19 protein-coding genes are annotated in these 25,731 nt (G+C 43.9%); 15 read left to right on the top strand and 4 right to left on the bottom strand.

Annotated features, from left to right (window positions below; all coding sequences use genetic code 11):
- The 6 genes from QZ735_RS16555 to QZ735_RS16530 form a co-directional block, all read left to right on the top strand.
- Positions 1-644 (top strand): 50S ribosomal protein L25/general stress protein Ctc (locus QZ735_RS16555; protein WP_294250729.1); only part of this gene is annotated, 644 nt, incomplete at its 5' end.
- 203 nt (positions 645-847) lie between these two features.
- Entirely contained in the window at positions 848-2,068 is a 1,221-nt protein-coding gene (locus QZ735_RS16550) for an aminotransferase class V-fold PLP-dependent enzyme (RefSeq protein ID WP_294250726.1), read from the top strand.
- A 208-nt stretch (positions 2,069-2,276) separates the two neighbouring features.
- Positions 2,277-2,837, top strand: coding sequence for an RNA polymerase sigma factor (locus tag QZ735_RS16545; RefSeq protein ID WP_294250724.1), 561 nt, complete (start codon positions 2,277-2,279; stop codon positions 2,835-2,837).
- Positions 2,824-3,441, top strand: coding sequence for a hypothetical protein (locus tag QZ735_RS16540; protein WP_294250723.1), 618 nt, complete (start codon positions 2,824-2,826; stop codon positions 3,439-3,441). The genes QZ735_RS16545 and QZ735_RS16540 overlap by 14 nt, the downstream gene beginning before the upstream one ends.
- Positions 3,442-3,468: 27 nt before the next feature.
- Positions 3,469-4,503 carry a porin family protein gene (locus QZ735_RS16535; RefSeq protein ID WP_294250719.1) on the top strand — a complete coding sequence of 345 codons (1,035 nt, stop codon included), beginning with the start codon at positions 3,469-3,471 and terminating at the stop codon, positions 4,501-4,503.
- 142 nt (positions 4,504-4,645) lie between these two features.
- On the top strand, positions 4,646-5,692 hold the full coding sequence (locus tag QZ735_RS16530) for a S41 family peptidase (RefSeq protein WP_294250717.1): 1,047 nt from the start codon (positions 4,646-4,648) through the stop codon (positions 5,690-5,692).
- 98 nt (positions 5,693-5,790) lie between these two features.
- On the opposite strand, the gene fumC is transcribed toward QZ735_RS16530, so the two are convergent.
- Positions 5,791-7,185, bottom strand: coding sequence for a class II fumarate hydratase (gene fumC, locus QZ735_RS16525; RefSeq protein ID WP_294250714.1), 1,395 nt, complete (start codon positions 7,183-7,185; stop codon positions 5,791-5,793).
- A gap of 314 nt (positions 7,186-7,499) precedes the next feature.
- Here fumC and QZ735_RS16520 point away from each other — a divergent pair, with 314 nt between their 5' ends.
- The gene (locus tag QZ735_RS16520; protein WP_294250711.1) at positions 7,500-9,107 is read left to right on the top strand and encodes a fumarate hydratase; all 1,608 of its coding nucleotides are present in this window, start codon (positions 7,500-7,502) and stop codon (positions 9,105-9,107) included.
- Between the two features lie 98 nt (positions 9,108-9,205).
- Positions 9,206-9,499, top strand: a complete 294-nt coding sequence (locus tag QZ735_RS16515) for a hypothetical protein (RefSeq protein WP_294250736.1) — start codon at positions 9,206-9,208, stop codon at positions 9,497-9,499.
- 99 nt (positions 9,500-9,598) lie between these two features.
- Here the strand turns inward: QZ735_RS16515 and QZ735_RS16510 are convergent, their stop codons facing one another.
- The gene (locus tag QZ735_RS16510) at positions 9,599-10,471 is read right to left on the bottom strand and encodes an AraC family transcriptional regulator (protein ID WP_294250708.1); all 873 of its coding nucleotides are present in this window, start codon (positions 10,469-10,471) and stop codon (positions 9,599-9,601) included.
- A 142-nt stretch (positions 10,472-10,613) separates the two neighbouring features.
- Between QZ735_RS16510 and QZ735_RS16505 the strand changes: the two genes are divergently transcribed.
- The 7 genes from QZ735_RS16505 (at position 10,614) to QZ735_RS16475 (ending at position 24,468) form a co-directional block, all read left to right on the top strand.
- Positions 10,614-11,651, top strand: coding sequence for a T9SS type A sorting domain-containing protein (locus tag QZ735_RS16505; protein ID WP_294250705.1), 1,038 nt, complete (start codon positions 10,614-10,616; stop codon positions 11,649-11,651).
- An 11-nt stretch (positions 11,652-11,662) separates the two neighbouring features.
- A complete protein-coding gene (locus QZ735_RS16500) occupies positions 11,663-13,735 on the top strand; it encodes a T9SS type A sorting domain-containing protein (RefSeq protein ID WP_294250702.1) in 2,073 nt (690 codons plus the stop codon).
- Positions 13,736-13,996: 261 nt separating this feature from the next.
- Positions 13,997-16,831, top strand: coding sequence for an alpha-amylase family glycosyl hydrolase (locus tag QZ735_RS16495; RefSeq protein WP_294250700.1), 2,835 nt, complete (start codon positions 13,997-13,999; stop codon positions 16,829-16,831).
- A 123-nt stretch (positions 16,832-16,954) separates the two neighbouring features.
- Positions 16,955-18,040, top strand: a complete 1,086-nt coding sequence (gene prfA / locus QZ735_RS16490; protein ID WP_294250698.1) for a peptide chain release factor 1 — start codon at positions 16,955-16,957, stop codon at positions 18,038-18,040.
- Between the two features lie 336 nt (positions 18,041-18,376).
- Positions 18,377-19,042: a hypothetical protein gene (locus QZ735_RS16485; protein ID WP_294250695.1), complete on the top strand. Its 666-nt coding sequence runs from the start codon at positions 18,377-18,379 to the stop codon at positions 19,040-19,042.
- A gap of 267 nt (positions 19,043-19,309) precedes the next feature.
- Positions 19,310-21,355 (top strand): prolyl oligopeptidase family serine peptidase, encoded by a 2,046-nt coding sequence (locus QZ735_RS16480; protein WP_294250733.1) that lies wholly within the window; start codon positions 19,310-19,312, stop codon positions 21,353-21,355.
- 98 nt (positions 21,356-21,453) lie between these two features.
- A complete protein-coding gene (locus QZ735_RS16475) occupies positions 21,454-24,468 on the top strand; it encodes a reprolysin-like metallopeptidase (protein ID WP_294250693.1) in 3,015 nt (1,004 codons plus the stop codon).
- Positions 24,469-24,532: 64 nt separating this feature from the next.
- On the opposite strand, the gene QZ735_RS16470 is transcribed toward QZ735_RS16475, so the two are convergent.
- Both QZ735_RS16470 and QZ735_RS19550 read right to left on the bottom strand, forming a co-directional pair.
- Positions 24,533-25,321 (bottom strand): T9SS type A sorting domain-containing protein, encoded by a 789-nt coding sequence (locus QZ735_RS16470; RefSeq protein WP_294250691.1) that lies wholly within the window; start codon positions 25,319-25,321, stop codon positions 24,533-24,535.
- 262 nt (positions 25,322-25,583) lie between these two features.
- A partial coding sequence (locus QZ735_RS19550) for a T9SS type A sorting domain-containing protein (RefSeq protein WP_367117857.1) occupies positions 25,584-25,731 on the bottom strand: 148 nt, incomplete at its 5' end.

Raw genomic sequence — 25,731 nt, 5'->3', positions numbered from 1 at the left:
TGAAATCTATTACAATTCAAGGTACAAAAAGAGAAAGCGTGGGCAAAAAGTCTACAAAAGCTTTACGTGATGCTGAATTAGTTCCTTGTGTTGTTTACGGAGGTGGTGAGCCATTGAACTTCTCTGCAGAAGAGAGAGCATTCAAAGGTTTGGTATATACTCCTGAAGCACACACGGTATCTATTGAGGTGGACGGTCAGACTATTCCGGCTGTTCTTCAGGATATTCAGTTCCACCCGATTACAGACAAAATTCTTCACGCTGATTTCTATCAGCTAGCAGAAGACAAGCCGGTGATCATGGAGGTTCCTGTAAGAATTACGGGTCGTTCAAGAGGTGTTGTAGCTGGTGGTGTTTTACGTCAGTCTTTCAGAAAACTTAAAGTGAAGGCGATCCCTGCCAACCTGCCAGATGAGGTAGTGGTAGATGTTACGCCGCTAAGAATCGGTAACAAGCTGTATGTAGGAGGAATCAAAACCGAAGGGTACTCTTTCATGCATCCGGACAATGCAGTAGTAGTTGCTGTGAAGATGTCTAGAAATGCAATGAAAGGAGGTGCAGCTATGGATGATGAAGATGAAGAAGAAGTGGCTACAGAAGAAGGAGCCGCTCCGGCAGCAGATGAAACTGCAGCAGCAGAATAAGAATTTCTTATGTAATATACAAAGCCTGCCAAGTCTCTTGGCAGGCTTTTATTTTGATACAGCCGGCTGTTCCTGCGAAAACCATGGCCCGTTAGTCTTTTTAGATTACATCTATACTCACATTCACCCTTCACGCTTTCGGAAAAAAAGCCGTAAATTTGAAGCGTTCTAAATAAGAACCTATTAATTTAAAATTGCAATACATGTTTGACATTCAGGAAATCAGAAGTCAGTTTTCTATATTAGACAGGCAGGTGAACGGGAAACCTTTGGTGTACCTGGACAATGCCGCCACTTCACAGAAACCGGACTCCGTATTGGAGGTATGGAACCGGTATTATACGGAACTTAATGCCAATGTTCACCGGGGAATCCATACGCTGAGCCAGCTGGCTACGGAGGAAATGGAGCTTTCCAGAAGAAAAATACAGAAATTCATCAATGCAAAGCATGATTTTGAAGTCATCTTTACCAGAGGAACTACGGAAGGGCTTAATCTTATTTCCTACATCCTGACGCAGAAAGTAAGCAAAGGCGATGAGATTATTATCTCTTACCTGGAGCACCACTCCAATATTGTCCCGTGGCAGTTGCTCTGCGAAAGAACAGGAGCGATTCTCAGGGTGATCCCGATGGATGAGAACGGCGTACTTGATCTGGAAGCGTTTGATCAGATGATCAGTGAAAAAACAAAAATCGTTTCCATCAACCAGGTTTCCAATGCGCTTGGAGTCATCAATCCTGCAGAGGAGATTATTTCGAAGACAAGAAAGAACTCAGGAGCCTACATCGTGATCGACGGAGCCCAGTCGGCTCCGCATTTTAAAATCGATGTTCAGAAAATGGACTGCGATTTCTTTGTCTTCTCGGGCCATAAGATGTATGCCCCGATGGGAACCGGGATCTTATACGGAAAACAGGAGCTTCTTGAAGAACTTCCGCCCTTTCATGGAGGTGGTGAAATGATTGCTACCTGCTCTTTTACAGGAACAACCTATGCGGGGTTGCCCTTCAAATACGAAGCGGGAACGCCGAATGTAGGCGGAAATATTGCACTGGGTGCAGCCACTGATTTTATTCTGAATATCGGCCACGAAAACATTCAGCATCATGAGAATGCATTGCTGGAATATACCCAGAAAAAGCTTCTGGAGCTGGACGGCCTTAAAATTTATGGTGAAAAAGCAAAAAGGACCGGCGTGGTGTCCTTTAATCTGGAAGGAATCGGGATTGCTTCCGATGTGGGCATGATCCTGGATAAACTGGGTATCGCCGTCAGGACCGGCCATCATTGTACGCAGCCGATCATGGAATATTTTAATATTGCCGGGACGGTCAGGGCAAGTTTTGCCGTTTACAATACATTTGATGAAATCGACCTGCTGGTGGAAGGGGTAAAAAAAGCGCAGCGCATGCTGAGTTGAGCTGATCAGATCAGTTAAAACATAAAGATACAGGCCGGACTTTTTTGTCCGGCTTTTTTATTTACAGGCTGTCAGTCAGGGATATCTTCATGTCTGCATTTCATCATTAAGAAATAACATGATCAGAAAAATAAAAAAATACAAAATATTTTCCCAAGACCGTAACCTTTTTGTTTTTTTGCTGTCTTACCATTAGAAACAAATTACTATGAAGCTTCTGTTCGGAAATAAAAATGATGATTTGCCGCACCGCCTGAAAAAACAGGATCCGGCAGCACAAAAGATCTTCTACGACAGGAACGTGAAAAAATTCCTGAGTGTAAGCAGAAGCTACATCAGTGATGTATACCAGGCGGAAGACTGTATAATCAAAGCATTCTGCAAGATTTTCAGAAGCATAGAAAGTTTCCGGGGGGAAGGCAGCCTGGAAGGCTGGGCGAGAAGGATTGTGGTAAATGAATGCCTGAACTTTATCAGGAGCCATAAAACGGTCTTCTATCTGGACGATATCCATCCGGAACATCTTGAAGAATTTGAGGAACCCCGGCTGGATGCCGATTTTGACGCCCAGGAATTACTGAATCAGCTGCCGGACAACTACCGGATGGTATTCAACCTGTACGTACTGGAAGATTATTCCCACCAGGAAATTGCTGATCTGCTGAATATTTCCGTCGCGGTGAGTAAAACCCAGCTGTTCAGGGCTAAGGAAAAACTGAGAAAAGTTTACAGTCAACAACAAAGAACATTACTCCATGAAAAAAGATAGTCCAACCTTATCAGAACAAATCAGAAAGCAGATAGAAGAGCGGGAAACAGCACCTTCACGGGACCTGTGGTCTGAGATACAGTCCCAGGCCGGAAACAGCCGCATAAAAAAAACCGGCATAAACCGGTTGCTTCTTGCAGCCTGCCTGATCCTGACGGCCGGATTGGGTGTGATCCTATTCTTCAACCATAAAACAGCTTCCGGAATGCAAACGGCCGGCACAGAATCAGTTCCTGCAGTACTGATAAAAGAAAAGACAGCTGCCCTACCTCAGCCTCTGACTGATGACCGCATGAGTATGCCACAATCTATTGAAAAAATAGCCCTGCAAGCAGCTCCCGTAAGGCAGGAAACAGAATCTGGAAATCCGGTTGATGAAAAAGGCATCCTTCCTGCAGCGAAAGAAATTTCTTCTGTAGCGGCCGCTCCGGTTGGAGACATCGTACCGGCCGGAATCATTGCGCAGGCAGATTCCGTAGAGACCAGGAAAAGAAAGAAATATGTAGATCCTTCCACGCTCCTTTTTTCAGTAGAGCATAAGGACGTGATCGAAAAAACCAAAGGCGGAAGCAATGTAGCGACCATCGATCTCAATACGAAATAACCTATTTAACTTTAAAAAAATAAAAATATGATCAAGAAATTTATCATGACAGGAATGCTGTGCCTTATCGTTACTTCCTTACAGGCACAAAAAGCACTGAAGCTGAACCTCCGTTCCAAAGAAAATACCGAAGTAAGCCCCATTGTAAAAGAAAAAGTAGAAGAATACGCCGTTAAAATAAATACCATCATTCAGGAAGAGAAGAAGCTGATGGAAACTGAACTGCTTGAACTGCAGGCTCAGAATCTCGATAAAACAGAATTTGACAGGCAGAAAGCCCTGGTTGCTGAAAAGTATTCTGCGAAAATAGACGCGCGGATCGAAAGCCTGGGGTTTGATCTGGACCAGGTGATCCAGAAGCAGGTAAAATATTCCCTTCTGAATACGGATGTGACTTCCAATGAAGAACTGAAGGAAAAGCTGGTGAAAAAATTCCGGGCCACCAAAGATTTCTCAGGCTACTTCTCCTATGGTATCATGACCCTGACGAATGACAAACCGGATAATGAACTGGACAGAAACCTGGGCTATGCCAATAATCTTGAATTCGGGCTGAAATTCAACTATCAGTTCAGCAGGACCAGCCCCTGGGGGTTCATTTCGGGACTGGGATTTTCCTGGAGAACGATCCGTACAGACAACAATATGGTTTTCACCAAACAGAATGCTGAGGTTTTCCTGTCCCCATACAACGGAAGTCTGGATAAAAGTAAACTGAGAACAGGATACATCATGATTCCGGTAGGACTGCAGTATAATTTTTCAAAACTGAAAAATGCCGGGATGGATATTCAGTACAGGCCTTATTCCGATGGATTCAGGGTAGGAGCCAACATGTATGGCGGCATCAGAATGGCGACGAATAATATCGTGAAAGGAGGGACGCAGAGTTTCAGGGACCGCTCCAATTATCAGGTCAGCCCTTTTATCTATGGGGCACAATTCACTGTTTCTTACGACAATATCAGCCTTTTTGTAAAAAAAGACTTCAGCAATTTCTTCAAAGACAAATATTTTGAAAATGACAAAGCCCTGGTTTTCGGTGTAGCCATTGGATGGTAACCTGATTTCTTCATGGCAAAAAAGCTCCGTAGAATAAAGCTCCGGGGCTTTATCATATCAGCCGTACAGATTTCCGTAAAAATTAAATTTTTATGATTCGATTTGTTTAACTTACTTTACTTCAATTCATTATCTCAACCTTATGATTTCAAAATACGGATTCCTCTTCATTTTGCTGTTGATTTTCGGGCTGCCTTCCAGAATAGGCGCTCAGAAAGCAAAGAATTCACGTGACAGTATTGCTCTTTTTTACGGAGAGCTGTTTTCTGTTATGAGGAAATCCTATCTTCATAAGAATGAAGTCGACTGGAATTCCGTAGAAGCGGAAACTATGCGGAATATTGAAAAATCAGAAAATTTCAAAGCTTCCCTGAATGAGATTCAGGTCCTTTTCAGTAAAATAAAAGCCACGCATTGTACCATTTTCAAAGGAGACAAGAGATACGCTCTGCCTGCCGACGTTCCGGCGCGTGAGAAAATAAGCCTGCAATGGAAAGAAAAATATGATGCGCGCCCGGGTTTCGAGGTAAAGCTTATGGATGGGAAGTACGGTTATATTCTGATGCCGAAAATGCAGGTTGCCAGCAGCCGGCCTGATGTTCTCCGGAAAACGGCACAGCCTCTGTATGACCGGATTGCAGATGTCCAGGAGAAGTACCATCCTGAAGGCTGGATCATCGATCTGCGTTTCAATACGGGCGGCCATGCCTGGCCGATGCTGGCAGCCCTGTATGGTTTTCTGGGTGATCATACGGTATGGACTTCACTGGATGCTGACCATAAAAAAGTAGCGGAGTTCAGCTTTTCCGGTGGCGCCTATAAGATGAATTCGGAAAAACTGTTTTCCATTATTCCGAAAGGAGTGTCTATGGAACATGTGAAAGTAGCGGTTGTTACAGGCCTCCTTACGGCAAGTTCAGGTGAAGTAACGGCGTTGGCCTTTAAAGGAAGGCCCGGAACGGTTTTCATCGGTGAAAAAACCCTGGGTTATCTGACCGGAAACGGAATGGTAAAATTACCATACGGCTTTGAAATGGCACTGACCAATTCTTATGACGGCGACAGGGAGGGTGTTTATTATGAAAGAATTACGCCTGACCTACCGGTAGCCGCACAGGATCATTTTGATAACCTGCTGGAAGATCAGAATATCCGTGAAGCGATCCAGTTTTTCAGCCGGAATAATTAATATGTCGGAACCTGTTACCGAAGTAAACAAAACGCCGGAAAAAATATTTTTTCCGGCGCCCTTTTGCACAATATAATTATTTAAATCTGATCCATAGACTATTTAAGGCTTCCCACCATATCTTCCGGCTTTACCCATTCGTCAAACTGTTCAGCCGTTACAAGCCCGAGGTTTACTGCTTCCTCTTTCAGGGTTGTTCCGTTTTTGTGAGCGGTTTTGGCAATTTTGGCTGCATTTTCATAACCGATATGCGTATTCAAAGCAGTCACCAGCATCAGGGACTTGTCTACCAGTTCCTTGATTCTTTCATGGTTAGGTTCGATTCCTGCTGCACAGTGGTCATTGAATGAGATACAGGCATCTGCAATCAGCTGGGCGGACTGCAGGAAATTATAAGCCATCACCGGCTTGAAGACATTCAGTTCATAATTTCCCTGGGTTCCGGCAAATGAAATCGTGGTGTCGTTTCCTAATACCTGGGCACAGACCATGGTCATTGCTTCATTCTGGGTAGGGTTTACTTTCCCCGGCATGATAGAAGAGCCGGGTTCATTTTCCGGGATATAGATTTCCCCGATTCCCGACCTTGGCCCTGACGCCAGCAGCCTGATATCCTGTGCAATTTTGTACAGAGAAACCGCCAGCTGTTTCAATGCACCGTGAGATTCCACAATCGCATCATGGGCAGCCAGTGCTTCAAATTTATTTTCAGCGGTTACGAAAGGAAGTCCGGTAAACTGCGCGATATAGTCAGCCACCTTTACATCATAACCCTGCGGCGTATTCAGGCCTGTCCCTACGGCAGTTCCCCCGAGAGCCAGCTCGGAAAGATGGGGAAGTGTATTTTTTAAAGCTTTGATTCCGTAATTCAGCTGGGCTACGTATCCTGAGAATTCCTGTCCCAGTGTTAACGGCGTGGCATCCATAAGATGGGTTCTCCCGATTTTTACGATATCTTTAAAAGCGGCTGCTTTTTCGGCTAATGTATTTTTTAGTTTTTCTACTGCAGGCAGGGTGGTTTCCACTACTTTTTTATAAGCGGCAATGTGCATGGCGGTAGGATAGGTGTCGTTGGAAGACTGGGACTTGTTTACATCATCATTGGGATGGACTTCCGCTTTTTCTCCCAGTATGCCGCCGCCGTTTACATGCGACCTGTTGGAAATCACTTCGTTCACATTCATATTCGACTGGGTTCCCGAGCCGGTCTGCCAGATCACCAGCGGAAACTGGTCATTCAGTTTGCCTGCCAGGATTTCATCACAGACATCAGCGATCAGATCCCTCTTTTCAGCAGGAAGGACGCCTAAATCCGTATTGGTAAAGGCTGCTGCTTTCTTCAGGTAAGCAAAAGCTTCAATGATTTCATGAGGCATGGAACCTTCCGGTCCGATTTTAAAATTGTTTCTGGATCTTTCGGTCTGGGCGCCCCAGAATTTGTCTGCAGGAACCTGCACTTCACCCATGGTGTCTTTCTCTATTCTGTAATTCATTGTGATGATAGATTTAATTTAACCACAAAACGCACAAGAGGTTCAGTTTGAATTCAAGACTGATAATAAAAATCTACAAAGCTCACAAAATTGAAGTCAAAGATTCAAAAACCTGTGTGCTCTTCTGAATATTATATTATTAAACTTAAAAAAAGAAAAAACTTTTGTGACTTTTGTGGTTTAAAAGTTTTTCTAAAGTTAGTCATTGCCTGAAACATCTGCAATTTATAATCATTATAAATATAGGTGGAGACAGCTGATTTTCCTCATGCTTTTTTGCTGAAGTTTTATTTTTGCACCCAAATAAAAAATGAATGGAATTTAGATATCAGGATCCTTATCCGATTCAGAAAGACGATACCGTCTACAGAAAGCTTACTTCAGACTATGTAAAAGTGGAAACCCTGGGCAACCGGGAAATTGTAACCGTTGATCCGAAAGGCCTTGAAATGCTGGCTGAAGAAGCGATGGCAGACGTTTCCTTTATGCTGCGGTCTTCGCATCTTGAAAGCTTAAGAAGGATTATTGATGATCCTGAAGCGACGGATAATGACCGCTTCGTAGCCTACAACCTGTTGCAGAATGCTGCCGTGGCCGCCGAAGGAGCTCTTCCGTCCTGCCAGGATACCGGAACGGCGATCGTAATGGGTAAGAAAGGGGAAAATGTATATACCGGCGTGGATGATGGGGAATACCTGAGCCGCGGAATTTATAATACCTACCAGAAAAGAAACTTAAGATATTCCCAGGTAGTGCCATTGACGATGTTTGATGAGAAAAATTCAGGTTCCAACCTTCCGGCACAGATTGATATCTATGCCAAGAAAGGCGATTCCTATGAATTCTTGTTTCTTACCAAAGGCGGAGGTTCAGCCAATAAAACCTTTCTTTACCAGAAGACAAAGTCTTTGCTGAATGAAAAAGCATTGGAAGCTTTTGTAAAAGAACGGATTTCAGACCTGGGAACGGCAGCATGTCCGCCTTATCACCTGGCCCTGGTTATCGGCGGAACTTCTGCAGAGGCGAATCTGGCGGCTGTGAAAAAAGCTTCGGCAAAATATTATGATCATCTGCCTACGGAAGGAAACGAGGCCGGACAGGCATTCAGGGACCTGGAGTGGGAAGCGAAAGTGCAGAAGATCTGCCAGGAAAGTGCCATCGGAGCACAGTTCGGAGGGAAATACCTAACCCATGACGTAAGAGTGATCAGGCTTCCGCGCCATGCTGCTTCCTGCCCTGTCGGAATGGGGGTTTCCTGTTCGGCAGACCGGAACATCAAGGGAAAAATCAACAGAGACGGGATTTTCCTGGAGCAATTGGAAGAAAACCCGAAGAGATTTTTACCGGATACACCGCCGCATCTGGAAGAAGCTGTGGAAATCGATCTTAACAGGCCGATGCCTGAAATTTTAGCTGAATTGTCTAACCACCCGATCAGGACCCGGTTAAAGTTGAACGGCACCTTAATCGTAGCGAGGGATATTGCCCATGCCAAAATCAAGGAAATCATCGACAGCGGACAACCGATGCCTGAATATTTCAAAAATCACCCGATTTATTATGCGGGTCCGGCAAAAACCCCGGAAGGAATGGCTTCAGGAAGCTTCGGGCCCACAACAGCAGGAAGGATGGATGTGTATGTGGATGAATTCCAGAGCCACGGCGGCAGCATGATCATGCTTGCCAAAGGAAACAGAAGCAGGGATGTTACCAACGCCTGCGGAAAATACGGCGGATTCTATTTAGGCTCTATCGGAGGACCGGCTGCCATCCTGGCGAAAGACAACATCCTTTCCGTGGAAGTGGTGGATTTCCCTGAACTGGGCATGGAAGCCGTACGTAAAATCGAAGTGAAGGATTTCCCGGCATTCATTATCTCGGATGATAAAGGGAATGATTTCTTTGCAGACCTGGCCCATTAGTTAGTTTAAAATCAAAATAAATAATGAAATAGGACAGCTATCTTTTGTATAAAAAAATAAAAAGTCATATTTTTGCCTAAAATCTTTAAGAAATGATAATGATTTTATCAGCATTTTGGCCATTTTACCAGTTCCTCTGGACTGTATTTTTCATCATTATGTTCCTGGTAGGGTTCTGGTGTATCTTTATGTTCTTTGGTTTCGTGATCCCGTTGTGGTTAACGGAAGGCCTGAAAGAATATTTCGGTAAAGTGAAGCCGTTTGACCCTGAAGACATCAGAAGCAAAATGGTATACGAGCAGGAAGGAGCGGAAGTAATCTATAACGAGCCAAAAGGCCACGGACCTTTCATTCATGACCATGTTCATGACAGCCACGGACATCATCATTAATTGATTTTGTCATTGTTTCCTCACCTGAATTCCGGGGAAGCAATATCAAAGCAAAACAACATATAGGAACCGCTTATTCTGAATAGGCGGTTTTTCTGTTTACCCGCTGTTTCTTAATCTCTCCGGAGAAACCCCGAACTTTTTCTTGAATGCACGGGTAAAATTCTGTACGTATTCGTAGCCGCATTCAATAGCGATTTCCTTGATCATAATTTTTTGGTCGACAATAAGTTTTCTGGCTTTCAGCATCCTGAGCTCTGCCATATAATCGCTGACTGTCGTTTGGTATTCGGCTTTAAATGCTTTCCGGACGGTAGTCTGGTTGATACCGATATTTTTTCCTATTTCTTCTGCCCTGATATTCCGGTGGAAATTTTCGTCAATGTATTTCTTGATTTTTGAAGGAATCTCCGGCGTCTCCGCAGCCCTATTCTTGTTGCCGAACTGTTCCAAGATAAGGATCAGGAGTTTGATCACTTTGGCTTCCACAAAAAGTTTCTGCAGGACCCCTTTTTTAGAGGAACTGATGATTTCCTTCAGAATGATATGCATCTCTACGGTCATAAAAGGAGGCGTTTGTTTATGCAGGAAAATATAATGGTTGCAGATCATGGCTTCGAGGATATCTGCATTTTCTCTGTTCAGTGCAGGACTAATCAGACGGAAAATAAAATCATAGCTGATCCTGATGTGAAAATAGTTCAGCTGCTCACGGTGTTCTGTCCAGAGTGCGGCTCTGCTTTCCCGGTCCGAATAATGGAGGATATACTGGTTTTTCTTAAACAGGAAGCGGGTTCCGCAATCTTCTGCCTCCATCTGCACACCGGAACTCAGCAGAAACAGCAGGTTGAAGCTCGACTCTCCTTCAATCATTACGGATTTTGCAAAATTTTCAGAAAAAAAGTTTTCCTGCGATACGATACAGAGATCTTCTGATCTGAATAATAACCCTTTGGGAAATTCTTTCTTCATAAGAAACAGTTTTACGGCATTTTTAAATAAAGTGGATACAGGATAACAAAAAACTCGGAAATGATAACTCCCGGTTTTAAATCTCAGGTACTTTTGCGCAAAATTAATTATAATTTAGAATAAATAAAAATAATAGGTAAGGATGAATACATTATTTACTTCTATCTGTACAACAGGGCTGGCGGCTTTACTGCTTATAGTCCCGAAATATGCAGCAGCGCAAAACTGTACCGGTGCGGATCCCGGAAATACTACCGGAAGCCTTGGTTGTGTGTCTTTTACGTATCAGGGACAGCCTGTAACGTATTCAACGGTACGAAGCGCAGACGGAAAGATCTGGCTCAGGCAGAACCTGGGAAGCACAAATGCAGCTGCATCATTAACTGATACCGGCGCTTACGGGGATCTTTTCCAGTGGGGAAGATGGGATGATGGCCATCAGCTGATCAATTCCGTATTGAAACCGACCGCTCCGTCGCCGAACAATCCTTCCGGACTGAGCGGCGGCAATACTGCATTTTACTCCGCAGGCTACAACTCACCGTCCAACTGGTGGTCCGGAGGGACTGTAAATGACCAATGGACTGCAACCAACCCTGCCTCTGCCACGGTTTCAAACGGAGCCGATCCCTGCAGGGCTATAGGAACAGGCTGGAGGCTGCCTGCAGTAGATGAGATTGAAGCTGTGCTTACGGCAGAAAATATTTCGGATATCAGCTCTGCATTTGCCAGCAACTTAAAACTGGTTCCGGCAGGAATGAAGGACTACAGCGGCATCTTTTCACCCGGAACCCGGCTGTATCTCTGGTCTTCTTCACCGTCGCCCTATACTGGTTCCGGACAGCATCTGTACATCAGCCAGTATTCCGCTCTCACCAACAGCGGCAGCCGTAACGGCGGAATGTCGGTCCGGTGCATAAAGGAAGCCTCTTCACTTTCGGTTTCTGATTTCAGGAAAACAGCTGTCATGCTATATCCGAATCCGACCCGCGGAGTACTCTATCTGAATGCGGATGATGAAATAGAATATGTGCATGTTACCGACGCGTCCGGCCGGGAAATAAAAGTACAGTATGCTGACGGAAAACTCGATACGGGAAATCTTTTGCCGGGAATGTATTGGGTAGAAATTGCAGTAAGGAACGGGCAGAAAATCATCAAAAAAATCATCAAGAATTAAATACAGTAGAGATGTTTAGAAAAATACGTTTTTCAGTACATAAAACCAAAGCAGCATTTGCTTTTATGGTCATAGCGACAAGTCATTTACCTGCCCAGCAATGGGAAAATGTAGGCGGTTCCGAAATCGTTTCAGCAGCAGGAGGGAGCAATAATAATCTGGCTGTCAGGAGAAACAGATATTTTATTTCTTATTATGATACTTCTGTTGGCAAAGGGTCTGTCCAGGTATTCGATGGGAATACGTGGTCTTATGCAGGCGGAAATGCAGGTATTACCAATGGCACAGCCTTATACAATTCATTATCCGCAGATCATACGGGAAATCTGTACTACACTAATCAGATTGGCTGGCCCGGAGCCGGAATGGAAGTCCGTAAATTTAACGGGACTTCCTGGATCCAGCTGCCCGATGCAGCAGATGTTTCCATCAACTATCATGCTTCAGCCGTTTCTGCTTCCAATGTGCTGTATACCTTTTCCGGTCAGAATTCAGGAACGGTCCGGCGGTATGCAAACGGGGCCTGGGAACAGGTTGGCAATACAGGATTTTCCGGCGGAGCCGCTTTTGCAGAAATGGTGATCGGGAGCAATAACAAAGTGTACACCTGCAGCGCAGGCAGCGGCAGTGTAAAAGTTTATGAAAATACAAGTTCGGCAACACCTTCCGATCAGTGGACATTAACAGGCGGTAGTATGGTGGACGCTGCTTCTTCTGGAGAACAATATACGTCTGATATGGCGATTGATGCAGCGGACCATCTGTATGTGGCTTATGTTTCCCACTCCGCAAGCGGCCAGAAGTTAAATGTAAAAAAATTCAACGGAACGGGCTGGGTACCGTTGGGAAATGCCAACTTTTCTTCCGGAAAGGTACAGCATGTTGCCATTGCCGTAACGGCATCGGGAACTCCGTATGTAGTCGCCAGCCGATGGGAAAATGATGATCTTCTGCGCAATACGGTATACAGTCTGGATCCTGCTACGCAAACATGGAAGGCCTTTGGCGGAGATTTTATTTCAGACGGGCAGGCAACGTACAATGATCTTGCAGTAGACCAGGCACAGAATTACCTGGTCCTGGCTTATTCCCAGAACGGGATCAGGGTAAAAAGGATTTCGCTGACCCCGGCCTGCAGCAACACCGATCCGGGAAATAATCCGGGAGATGTAAGCTGTACAAAATTCATGTACGGCGGCCAGACGGTTTATTATACTACCGTCAGGGGAGCAGACGGAAAAATCTGGCTGCAGCAGAATCTGGGGAGCAGCCGCGTGGCCGCTTCTTTGGATGATACAGAATCCTACGGTGATCTTTTTCAATGGGGAAGGTGGGATGACGGCCATCAGTTGAGAAGTTCCTCAACTACCGCAGCGCCTGCGGTAAATTCTCCCGAAGGAATTACCGGACCGGGCATGTTTATCATGGGTTCAGGTTCTGCTTCCTGGTGGTCTTCCAATGCAACCAGTGATGGATGGAATGCCGCTTCGGTGTCCGGTGTAACATCAGCAATAGGGGTGGATCCCTGCAAGGCAATCGGGCCGGGATGGAAGCTTCCTTCACAGAATGATTGGGCCATCGCTGTTACTGCGGAAGGTATAAACAATCTGGCCTCTGCTTACAACAGCCGCCTGAAGCTGCCTGCTGCCGGTTACCGAAGCAACACCAACGGCGGTTTTACTTATGTGGGTGCCAGGGGATACTACTGGAGTTCAGATACGGCCAACTCGGGAGGAAAATACCTGTATATCGGTTCAACCATTGCCAACGCCGGTTCGGGCGCTCCGAGAGGGCAGGGAGAATCGGTACGCTGTATAAAAGAAGCTACAGGACTTTCTACATCAGAAAATCATCTCATCATAAAGCCTGCTGCGGTTTATCCTAATCCTACCCATGGAGCAGTTCATATAAAAGCAGATGCCTCCATAGAATCGGTAAGTGTTTTCAATAGTCTTGGCCAGAAAATACCGGTGCCTTTTTCCGGTGATCAGATTGATCTGCAGGGCGCATCCAATGGGGTTTATATTATAAAAGTGAAGCTTAAAAACGGACAGATCATGTCTGAAAAAATAATGAAGAACTAATGTTTCTGAAATAGCATTTCGTTGAGCTCACTAAAAAACTGATTTTTAATAGTTTATTTAAATTACATTCGGAATCCGGTCAGGCATTGTTCTGTACCGGGTTTTTTATCATCCGCAAATCTCTATTGCGGTAAGGCAGATCATACTATGCTATTCATTACCTTATAGTTTCCAGGACGTTAAAATTTCTGCTTTTTGATAAAAAAATGAAAAGATCTCAAAAAATGAAGTACTTTAGTATTTATAATTAATTTCGATTTTATGAAAAAACTTTATTCCGGTATCCTGCTGTTTGCCGTTGCTCTGATGTTTGGGCAGATCAGCTATACCATTAATCCGAATCCTTTTAATGAGACGGATGCGATCACGCTAACCGTACCCGGCAGCCAGATCGACGAAACCGCCTGGGGTATTTCCAATAACGCGGTATACCTGTGGTCTTGGTCGTTGGACGTAAATTACCAGAACAGCCAGGATTGTCCTACCAATGGCTCCTGGAACAATTCCAATGATGTCAATAAACTGAATTACAATCCGGCAACGGATACCTATTCCCTGGCATTTACTCCCACCGCATTTTATGGCAGAACGGGAATCGGAAGGTTCGGGTTTCTGCTGAAAGACAAAACAGGAGCCCATCAGACTTCTGACGTGCTGGTGAATGTAGGCGTTCTTAATATGACGATGACCAATCCGGCAGCCGGCAGCCTGACTTCCGTGCCTTCGGGGAATTCCATCAACATTACCGCCACCACCAATGTGAATGCGACATTCCAGCTGAAAGCCAACGGAACGGTGGTGCATTCCACGTCTGCACCTTCTACTTCATATTCTTATGCTTACACCGTAACCGGTGATGCAAATATGGAGCTCGTGGCAAGCCAGGGGTCCTCCTCAAAAACGTCAGCTTTCGTGCTTCAGGTTCCCAGGAACGTAGTTTCCGCAGCAATTCCGACATGGATCAGACAGGGAATCAATTATCATCCGACAGACAACACAAAAGTGGGGCTGGCATTGTACGCACCGGCCAAGAATTTCGTTCATGTGATCGGAAGCTTCAACAATTGGACAGTAGATGACAACTACCTGATGAAGAGGGATACGGCCAATCCGGATGTATACTGGATTGAGCTGAGCGGGCTTACCCCGCAGCAGGTGTATACTTTTCAGTACAGGACCAATGACCTGAGAAAAGTAGCAGATCCGTATTCCCCACAGATTTTGTCGTCTTACGACGATCAGTATATTTCCGCATCTACCTATCCAAATCTGCCGCAGTTCCCGGCCGGACAAGGCTTTGAAGTTTCCATGTTCCGGACAGGACAGACGCCATACAACTGGCAGGTTACCAATTTCCAGCGTCCTGCAAAAGAAAACCTCATCGTCTATGAACTGCTGCTGAGAGATTTTACCCAGGAAAAAAACTGGCAGTCCCTCATCAACAAAATCACTTATCTGAAAGGGCTGAATATCAATGCTATTGAGCTGATGCCGATCATGGAATTCGAAGGGAACCTCTCCTGGGGATACAATACTTCTTTCCACTACGCGTTGGATAAAGCCTACGGAACACCTGAAAAATTCAAGGAGTTCGTAGATATTTGCCATCAGAACGGGATTGCCGTCATCCTGGATGTGGCTTTCAACCATGCCACGGGCCGCTCCCCGTTGGTGAGGCTCTGGAATGTGGACCCTGATGGCGACGGCTATGGTGATGTAGCTGCCAATAATCCATATTTCAATACCGTTCCGAAACACTCTTATAATGTATTCAATGATTTTAACCATACCAGCCAGGCTACGAAATATTATGTGGAAAGATGCCTTCAGCAATGGCTTACGGAATACAAAATAGACGGTTTCCGCTGGGATCTTACCAAAGGGTTTACCCAGAACTGTACTGAAAACGACCAGACCTGTACCAATGCCTATCAGCAGGACCGTGTAGATATCCTTAAAAATTATGCAGACCGTCAATGGGCTATCGATCCGAATTCGTATATGATTTTCGAACACCTGGGAACCGACCAGGAAGAACAGCAGTGGGCCAATTACAGAAATAATGAAGGAAAAGGCGTTATGCTGTGGAACAACCAGAATGGTCCTTATAACCAGAATACCATGGGATACAAGGAAAACAGCAATTTCGACAGAATGAGCCATATGCTTCACGGCTTTAATAATATGTATGGCGTAGGATACGGGGAAAGCCATGACGAAGAAAGGCTGATGTTCAAGAACCTGGCCTACGGAGCGGTGAACGGAAGCTATGATGTAAAGAACCTGAATACAGCCTTGGACAGGATGAAAACTTTTGGAGCTACCTTCTTTACGATTCCCGGTCCTAAAATGATCTGGCAGTTCGGTGAGCTGGGGTATGAATTCAGCATCAACCGATGTGGTGACGGAAGCATCAACAACGGATGCCGTACCGATGAAAAGCCGGTAGCCTTTACGCTGGGTTACGATACCAATGCCAGCAGAAAAGCCGTTTACGATACCTGGAAACAGATCATCAGCATCCGTAATGCCCATCCGGTATTTAATTCAAAAACCTATACCATCGAATCGAATAACCTGACTAATGATCCGGACGGACTGATTACCCGGATTTATGTCTATGACAGTTTGCTGAATTCAGGTATGAAAAATGTAGTGGTACTGGCCAATTACGGCACGACCGCAAAAGATGTTGTTCCTTATTTCCCTTACACGGGCTCATGGCAGAACCTGATGACTAATGCTGTTTCATCCGTTACTTCCACTACAGCGCCGATTACCCTTCAGCCGGGTGAATTCAGGATTTTTGGAAATTACACAGGATCATTGTCAACCGCTGAAGAAAATACTTCCGGAAGGTTGTCGCTTCAGATAGCAGACAATCCGGTGAAGAACGGAAAAGCAAAACTCATTTACCATAAAGCTAAAAACGGAGAAATTTCCATTTATGAAATGAGCGGTAAAAAGCTGGATTCGTTCAGACTGAAAAATGAGGACGGAACCTATGATCTCAGCATTAGCTACCCTGCAGGAACCTATCTGGTCCACCTGAAAACCGATAATGGAATTGCCATCCAGAAAATGATCATTCAGTAATGCCATCCGGTATTCCGGAGGACAGTATAAAACTCAAAGTCAAATCAATATTTGCAAAAGCTCATGAAAATGAGCTTTTTTTCTTCCTGGGCAATCCGTATCTTTGCCAACTAAATTTTTATTATGTCTAAATCATTAATTCCAAAATTAGAAGCGATCAAACAGAGATATAATGAGGTGGCTGACCTTATTATCCAGCCTGATGTGATTTCTGATCAGAAAAAATATTCTTCTTTAAATAAAGAATACAGCGATTTAGGGAAAATTGTACGGGTTTACGATCAATATAAAGGGGCTTTGGATAATATCGAGGAATCTGAAGAAATTATCGCCGATGGTTCAGACAGGGACCTGGTGGAAATGGCAAAAGAGGAAAAGCTGGAAGCCCAGGCCAAGCTTCCGGGACTTGAAGAAGAGCTGAAGGTACTCCTGATCCCAAAAGATCCTGCTGATGACAAAAACGTGATTGTAGAACTTCGGGCCGGAACCGGAGGCGATGAGGCTGCTATTTTTGTGGAAGATGTCTACAGGATGTATTTCATGTATTTCAAGACAAAGGGCTGGAGGCACGAGATCACCGATTCCAATGAAGCGGCAAAAGGCTATAAAGAACTCATCATGAAAGTGGAAGGCGAAGGGGTTTACGGGATCATGAAATTTGAATCCGGAGTTCACCGGGTACAGCGGGTGCCGGAAACGGAATCCCAGGGCAGGGTGCATACTTCTGCCATCACCATTGCCGTACTTCCGGAAGCCGAAGAGGTGGATTTCGAACTGAATCCTGCCGATATTGAAATGCAGACTTCCCGTTCGGGAGGAGCCGGAGGACAGAACGTGAATAAGGTAGAAACCAAAGTGCAGCTTACCCATAAACCTTCAGGACTGGTAGTGGTCTGCCAGCAGGCGCGTTCCCAGCTGGCCAACCGTGAACTGGCAATGGAGATGCTGCGTACCAAACTTTATGATATTGAGCTGCAGAAAGTACAGGGAGATATTGCGGCACAAAGAAAATCAATGGTTTCCACCGGAGACCGGTCCGCAAAGATCAAGACCTATAATTATCCGCAGGGAAGGGTAACCGATCACAGGATCAACAAATCCATGTACAACCTTGATGCCTACATGAACGGTGATATCTCTGAAATGATTGATGCGGTCATCATGGCGGAAAACGCTGAAAAAATGAAAGGGCAGGAAGAAAACCTGTAATCCCTTTTCCCATCTTAAAAACAAAAAAATCTCCTCTTGAGGGAGATTTTTTTGTTGGATCCCGTTTTCAGAACAAATGAGGGGTTCTATCCGGATAATATAAAGCCCCGTAGCAAGAATATTGCTTCTGAAATGAAGTAAAAATAAATTCTAAAAAAAATTAGCTATAAATAGTTAGATCATAAATTGTTTTGATTCAAATATTTATACTTTTTCAGTGTATTTATTTTTAAATTTTCAATAAGTTGCCGTAAAAGTGGTAGATATTTTGAGGATAATGCATATATTTAGATGTCCTTTATAAAAAGGATTATTTAGTACCGTTTAAATAAGTATATGAGAAACCTTAAAATTGTCTTTTTGGCAATGCTGATCTTCTGTGCCCAAAATTTCAGATCCCAGAATGTACTGTCACCTGAAAAGGTATTTAATCTGTATTTCACTTCTTTTATAAATTATGATGATACTGCTGTAAAGGAGCTGAACAGTTATACGATTAACTTTTTGGGAAAAAACAATACCTATACTGAAAAAATGGAGGACCTGTATCAGAAAAAAACCGAGGATCTGACCCGGACTTTCCTCTCCAATCTGCCGGTTAATGTAGCGGCCAGCTGCCGTACGGAAGCCCAGGCATATTTCAGTGCCCTGATGGGGAATTTTAGAAATGCAAAATATATGATCAAGTCGGTAAAGTCCATCAGCCATCCCGAGCTGAAAGACCAGGAGATCACAGAAATCAGGTATGATATAAGCTTTAAGGTTCCGTCCGTAAATTCCGAAATCAATATCGGAGACCTGAAAAACATAGGGGAAGGCGAAATGAGGAAATACCTTATTGATGCTACCGCCCGTTTAAAAAAAGCTGATAAAACCGTTTCAGAAGAACAGACATTCAACCTTTACCAAGCGAAATACGGTTCCGATACCTATTACTGGAACAGCGGGCCACAGGAATTATACTGGGAAGCCAACAGGTTTTATTTCCAAAATATAAAATAGTTCCTGGTTTTTTATTTAAAGAGAGATGAAGTTACAGGCATTGATAGCAAACATGATATAGCATAAAGCCATCAGGAGATAGATGGCTTTCAGTTTTGAAAAAGCTGATCGAACAGTGCACGGGGCTGATGCAACCAAATAGAGCATCAGCATTCTGTCCATTTGATTTAGATTCCTTATTTTTGGGAAAACAGTTGCATTATGAACTTCAGACCGATATTGTTAACCGCCGGAGTATTGTTTTCGGCCAACTTTTATTCACAGAAAATGACGTATCCGAAAGCATTGAAAGGCAGCCAGACCGATACTTATTTCGGTACTGCCGTAGCAGATCCGTTCAGAGATCTTGAAAATGATTCCCAAGCCACAAAAAAATGGGTGGATGAGGAGGTTGCCTATAGCCAGAATTACCTTGCTAAAATCCCGTTCAGAGATCAGATCAAAGACCAGTTGCGGGAAATCTGGAATTATGAAAAAATTTCCGCCCCATTCAAAGAAGGCGATTATACATATTATTACAAAAATGACGGCCTGCAGGCACAGTCTGTCCTCTACCGCACGAACAATCAGACAAAAGCTACCGAAATATTCCTGGATCCCAATAAGTTTTCCGAAAAAGGAACCACTTCGCTTTCCCAGCTGTCATTCAACAAAAAAGGAAGCCTGGCAGCATACTCCATTTCCGAAGGCGGAAGCGACTGGAACAAAATTATAATCATCGATGCCGTTTCCAAAAAGCAGATTGATGAAACCCTGGTGGATGTAAAGTTCAGCGGAATCTCATGGAAGGGAGATGAAGGCTTCTATTATTCCAGCTACGACAAGCCTAAAGAAGGAACTGTACTTTCCGGAATGACCGATAAGCATAAAGTCTATTTTCATAAGCTGGGCACAAAGCAGTCCCAGGATCAGCTGATCTTCGGAGGCGACAAGACCCCGAGAAGGTATCTGGGAGCCGGTGTTTCCGAAGACCAGCGTTACCTGATTATTTCTGCAGCCAATGCCACCAACGGGAATGAGCTGTATATCAAAGATCTGAAAAACGGCGGTGACTTCATCCGGATCAATGAAGGCTTTGATATCAATGTCAATATTGTAGATACCCGGGGCGATGATTTATATATCTTTACTGATAAGGATGCACCGAATATGCGCCTGGTAAAGACCACCATCAAAAATCCGGCACCGGAGACCTGGAAAGATGTAATCCCGCAGACGGATCATGTATTGGGTATCACTACCGGCGGCGGATATTTCTTTGCTACTTATATGGTAGATGCCATCGATCAGGTAAAGCAATATGATAAAAACGGAAAGCTGGTAAGGGAAATTACGCTTCCCGGAAAAGGAAACATTTCTGGATTCGGCGGTAAGGAAAAAGAGAAAGAACTGTACTTTTCATTTACCAACTACATCACACCGGGAACCACCTATAAATTCAATGCCGATTCCGGAAAGTCTGAAGTATACCAGAAGCCAAAGGTGAAATTCAACCCGGAAAATTATGTTTCGGAACAGGTATTTTATACCTCTAAAGACGGAACAAAGATCCCGATGATGATCAATTACAAGAAAGGAACCAAGCTGGACGGTAAAAACCCTACCATCCTGTATTCATACGGCGGTTTCAACATCAGCCTGCAGCCTGCTTTTTCTGTAGTCAATGCCATCTGGATGGAGAACGGAGGAATATATGCGGTTCCTAATATCCGCGGCGGCGGGGAATACGGTAAGAAGTGGCATGATGCCGGTACCAAAATGGAAAAAAAGAATGTATTCAACGATTTTATCGCGGCCGGGGAATACTTGCAGAGTAAGGGCTACACATCCAAAGAATATATGGCACTTTCCGGACGGTCAAACGGCGGTCTCCTGGTGGGAGCTACCATGACCATGCGTCCTGACCTGGCGAGAGTAGCCTTTCCGGGAGTTGGGGTGCTGGATATGCTGAGGTATAATAAATTTACCGCCGGAGCCGGATGGTCATACGACTACGGAACAGCGGAAGACAGCAAAGAAATGTTCGAATACCTGAAATCCTATTCTCCGGTCCACAATGTGAAGGCCGGAACCTGCTATCCTTCTACCATGATCATCACCAGCGACCATGACGACAGGGTAGTACCCGCGCACTCGTTTAAATTCGGCGCCGAACTGCAGGAAAAACAGGCCTGTAACCATCCGGTCTTACTGAGGATCGAAAAAAATGCAGGCCACGGAGCCGGAAGGTCAACTGAACAGGTCATCGGTGAAAACGCAGACCTGATTTCCTTTGCCCTGTTTGAAATGGGAATTAAAAAGTTAGGAAAATAAAGAAATTATGTTAAAAATGGCTGATTATGTAAATGTCAGCCATTTTTTTAGTATTTTGCCTTCTGTAAATTTATATTTATTTAGAATAATAAAATATTATGAAAAAAAGAATTTTACTGATTTGTGCATTAGCGGGGATAACTACTTCTGCTTATGCACAGAGATGGGAACCATCCGCTCAGAAAGTTTCAGAAATTAGAAAAGGGACTGACGTTAAATATGCTTATAAAGTAGATTTGGCTTCACTGAGAAATCTACTGAAAGATGCCGTGGAAACAGGAAATGGTGCAAAGCCTGTAATTATCTCTCTGCCTACAGCAGAAGGAAAAATAGAAAAATTTGCAGTATACAGTAATCCTGTTATGGAAAAGGCCATGGCAGAAAGATACCAGCTAGGCTCTTATGTGGGAGTAGGAGTGGACGATTCTTCAAAATATCTGAGATTCAGTACATCGCCTACTGAAATCCAGTCTATGATTATCAAGGATGGAGTATTCCAGTTTATAGAGCCCATCAGTGCGGATAAGAAAACGTACGGTGTATTTTATAAAACCAAAAGGACCGAAAGCGATAATGGCTTTGAATGTACTGTTGATGAAAAAAACATCAAAGATATCAAGCTGCTGGAAGACAACGGCAAAAAAAAACTCTCTAGTGTAGGGATCACAAACAGACCGGCAATCACAAAATACAGAACCTACAGACTGGCTTTATCCACAACCGGGGAATATACCAAAAAGTTTGATCCCTCAGGAGGAATAACCAACACGGTAATTCAGATGAATGCTACTATGACCCGTGTTAATGGTATTTTTGAAAAGGAGTTTGGAATCAAACTGATTGTTCAGGACTTACCGAACCTTATTTTTACCGATCCCAATACTGACCCTTATACCAATGCCTTAAATTTACAGCTACAGCAAACCCTTACCTCTCAGGTAGGCAATGCCAATTATGACATGGGGCATGTATTCAATGCTTCAGGAGGTAATGGGAATGCGGGATCCATCGGTTCAACCTGCGTAAATCCTGCGACTTCAACTTCTCTGGCTAAAGGATCGGCATTTACTCAGAATACAAATCCTACGGGAGATCTTTTTGATATTGATTATGTTGCCCATGAAATGGGTCACCAGCTGGGTGCAAACCATACGTTTTCTCATGTTTCCGAAGGCTCAGGTGTAAATGTTGAGCCGGGAGGAGGAACAACCATTATGGGATATGCAGGGATTACCGGAGATAATGTGCAGGCATATACCGATGCTTATTTCCATTATTCTTCAACCAATCAGATACTGAACAGCCTGGACAATAAGCCAAACTGCGGAACTTCACAGACCATTACCGAAAATACCGCGCCTGTAATTGCACCGCTTACTGCTTACAGTATACCTAAAGGTACAGCATATTATCTGGAGGCATCGGCAACCGATAACGATCCGGTTAAATATGCCTGGGAACAGTATGACAGCGTAGATTCTTATTCATCCATTTCAGGAGACAGCGGATGGGGATACAATGCACTGGGGCCTATTGCAAGATCTTATTTCGGAACAACAAGTGGCAGAAGGTATTTCCCGAGCCTTCCAAGTGTAATGGCCGGAAATCTGACGGATAAGACAAGATGGGAGACCGTTTCCTATATCCCGCGAACCCTTAAGTACGCCGTTACGGTAAGAGATGAAAATACAGTAAGACCAATGCTTATTTCATCTGAGACCACTGTTACTGTAGGGAACGACGGCCCTTTCAAATTCACAGGAATTACCCCTTCAACGGTACTGTACAACGATGCCGCCAATACCATAACCTGGGATGTTGCCAATACCAATACGGCGCCTTATAATACATCCAATGTAAGAATAGAATATACTTCAGATCTCGTTAACGGATCATCATGGACAGAGCTTGCCGCTTCAGTACCTAATACAGGTAGCTATGTCGTGCAGATGCCTTCGGGAGTAACGGGTAATGTTAAACTTAGAATTTCTGCTGTCGGCAATATATTTTATGCTGTTTCGCCGCAGGTTAGTATAGGGACGGCCCCAACGTCTTCCACAGCTGCCCCAACAGGCGTAGCAGCACTGAATACTGAAATTCTGAAAAATTCGGCACGGTTATCATGGAACAGCATGCCGGGAGCTACTTATGTAATAAGATTCAGAAAAGCAGGCCAGAACATATGGTCTGATGTAACAAGTACCACCAGTTCTGTCTTGCTCACCAATCTTGAAGACGAATCAAATTATGAAGCGCAGGTAGCAGCGGTAATGAATACGGTACCGGGAAATTATTCATCAACTTATAACTTCAAGACAAAAGGACTGAAAACAGGGGTTGACTACTGTCTCATGACCACTGGCGGGAACAGTTTTGCAAGTTTTGCTTACAATAGCGGTCTGGCTCAACTCAATCTTGCCAATCTTGCCTATTCAGAATTATATTACAGTACCATCTTCAGTACCTACAGAGATTTTACGGAAGATGCCGGTAAGTTGATTAACCTGACAAAAGGAACCCAATATACCCTTTCTTATTTTAATGTAGGTAACCAGGCAAGCTATAATGACAAGATGGAAGTATGGATCGACTATAACAGAAACGGTGTTTTTGAAGCTGCTGAAAAAGTAGGTTCCGTAAGTACGGTTCCGCCGGCTTCCGGTCAATATACCGGGTCGTTCACGTTTACTGTTCCTGCAACTGCTTATTCGGGAGATAAACAGTTAAGAATGAGGGTGGCAAATACCTTCTTCAATACTGCTACAGGTCCATGTGGAAGCCCTTCCGTACCGGTAAGCGGAGGCGGCGTTATATCTCAGGGTTCATTCAAGGATTTTGCAGTTAAAATTTCAGCAGGAAATCTTGCAGTTGCTGAACTGAAAGATACAAAATCTGAAATTTCTATTTATCCGAATCCTGCAGATGCCTTTATCGAAATCAAAAATCTGAAAGCAAAAGCAGAATATAAGATCTACACTGCAGACGGAAGACTTGCCCAGACCGGAAATGTGGACGGACAGCGGGTAGAAGTCTCAGCGCTTGTAAAAGGAGTATATGTTATTACCATAAAAACGGATGCTGATACCTTCACTTCCAAGTTTATCAAAAAGTAATTAAGTATATTTTCATAATGAAGGCCGGCAACATTGCCGGCCTTTCTGTATTCTTATCAGTTCTTTAGTTCTTCGTGAATTTTGCGCTTGCATTCCCGATCCTGTAGATATACGTCCCTTTCGGAAGGTTTTGTACATCTATGGAAATTTTAGGATCTGATCCTGAGAAAGACTGGTCTGCCACAATTTTTCCCGAAGCGTCAAAAACCTGTACTTTACCGGCTCCGGTTCCGGGATTTGTAATGTTCAGCACCGTGCTGGCCGGAATGGGAAAAGCCGATAATGTACTGACTGCCTGGATTTCTTTTGCACTCAGTACGGTGGTAGGTAAAGTGTAAATGTCCGTTTGGGGAATCCATTCATTGCTGCTGCTGACAGTATCACTGTATACAATCAGTTTATTTACATTGTTTAAAGAATCATGGAAAATGTCAAAGTTTTCAGCATAGCCTGTGGCAGTGGCATTGGGATGAAAATCCTGGATCAGATTTCCGTCTTCATCTATTAAAAGAAGTTTGATTGCAAAAGTGTTGGTAGAATGATAAACTCCTAATAAAAATTCAAACTTATTGTCATTATTAAAAACGTTTTTCGAAATGACAAAAGGAGCATGATCTGCAGCAAATGAAAGCCTGTCATAATTTACCGGCATCGGGACGTTCACCGTTTTATATAATGAATAATTGGAATTGTAAATTTTAAGCTTATTATCAGTGGTTTTGGAAATATAATAGGTTTCCGTTGGGGTGGAATATTTTAATGTGCGTTCGTTAGCAAATGAATGCTCAAGAGGAAGCTGTCCGTACATAAAGCTAACAGCAAAAAGCGCTGCGGAAAAGAATAGCTTTTTCATGGTTAATATAAATGGTTTAAAATTAGGTCTGCAAAAATACGTAAATTCCCTGATAAATGAAAAAACGGTACTAAGTTCCACTTTATAAAGACAATGCAGAGAGCAGAGTGTAGAAATCCCAGTACTTCCGGAACGGATAAACATCATTACTGTAAAAACAGTATTGATACGTTTGCTTCCATGTCTATTTAAGGATGATGGGACATCCTTTCATCATGAAGGCCGGCAACATTGCCGGCCTTTCTGTATTCTTATCAGTTCTTTAGTTCTTCGTGAATTTTGCGCTTGCATTCCCGATCCTGTAGATATATGTCCCTTTCGGAAGATGCTGTACATCTATGGAAATTTTAGCATCTGATCCTGAGAAAGACTGGTCTGCCACAATTTTTCCCGAAGCGTCAAAAACCTGT

This window comes from uncultured Chryseobacterium sp., from assembly GCF_913776365.1.
Classification (GTDB): domain Bacteria; phylum Bacteroidota; class Bacteroidia; order Flavobacteriales; family Weeksellaceae; genus Chryseobacterium.
The sequence above is the reverse complement of the archived record's forward strand: the minus strand, read 5'-3'. Positions and strand labels throughout refer to the sequence as shown.

Bases quoted from the DNA above. Each gene is read 5' to 3' on its own strand.
- QZ735_RS16550 (WP_294250726.1), top strand. From the start codon at position 848: ATGTTTGACATTCAGGAAATCAGAAGTCAGTTTTCTATATTAGACAGG.
- QZ735_RS16545 (WP_294250724.1), top strand. From the start codon at position 2,277: ATGAAGCTTCTGTTCGGAAATAAAAATGATGATTTGCCGCACCGCCTG.
- QZ735_RS16540 (WP_294250723.1), top strand. From the start codon at position 2,824: ATGAAAAAAGATAGTCCAACCTTATCAGAACAAATCAGAAAGCAGATA.
- QZ735_RS16535 (WP_294250719.1), top strand. From the start codon at position 3,469: ATGATCAAGAAATTTATCATGACAGGAATGCTGTGCCTTATCGTTACT.
- QZ735_RS16530 (WP_294250717.1), top strand. From the start codon at position 4,646: ATGATTTCAAAATACGGATTCCTCTTCATTTTGCTGTTGATTTTCGGG.
- fumC (WP_294250714.1), bottom strand. From the start codon at position 7,185: ATGAATTACAGAATAGAGAAAGACACCATGGGTGAAGTGCAGGTTCCT.
- QZ735_RS16520 (WP_294250711.1), top strand. From the start codon at position 7,500: ATGGAATTTAGATATCAGGATCCTTATCCGATTCAGAAAGACGATACC.
- QZ735_RS16515 (WP_294250736.1), top strand. From the start codon at position 9,206: ATGATTTTATCAGCATTTTGGCCATTTTACCAGTTCCTCTGGACTGTA.
- QZ735_RS16510 (WP_294250708.1), bottom strand. From the start codon at position 10,471: ATGAAGAAAGAATTTCCCAAAGGGTTATTATTCAGATCAGAAGATCTC.
- QZ735_RS16505 (WP_294250705.1), top strand. From the start codon at position 10,614: ATGAATACATTATTTACTTCTATCTGTACAACAGGGCTGGCGGCTTTA.
- QZ735_RS16500 (WP_294250702.1), top strand. From the start codon at position 11,663: ATGTTTAGAAAAATACGTTTTTCAGTACATAAAACCAAAGCAGCATTT.
- QZ735_RS16495 (WP_294250700.1), top strand. From the start codon at position 13,997: ATGAAAAAACTTTATTCCGGTATCCTGCTGTTTGCCGTTGCTCTGATG.
- prfA (WP_294250698.1), top strand. From the start codon at position 16,955: ATGTCTAAATCATTAATTCCAAAATTAGAAGCGATCAAACAGAGATAT.
- QZ735_RS16485 (WP_294250695.1), top strand. From the start codon at position 18,377: ATGAGAAACCTTAAAATTGTCTTTTTGGCAATGCTGATCTTCTGTGCC.
- QZ735_RS16480 (WP_294250733.1), top strand. From the start codon at position 19,310: ATGACGTATCCGAAAGCATTGAAAGGCAGCCAGACCGATACTTATTTC.
- QZ735_RS16475 (WP_294250693.1), top strand. From the start codon at position 21,454: ATGAAAAAAAGAATTTTACTGATTTGTGCATTAGCGGGGATAACTACT.
- QZ735_RS16470 (WP_294250691.1), bottom strand. From the start codon at position 25,321: ATGAAAAAGCTATTCTTTTCCGCAGCGCTTTTTGCTGTTAGCTTTATG.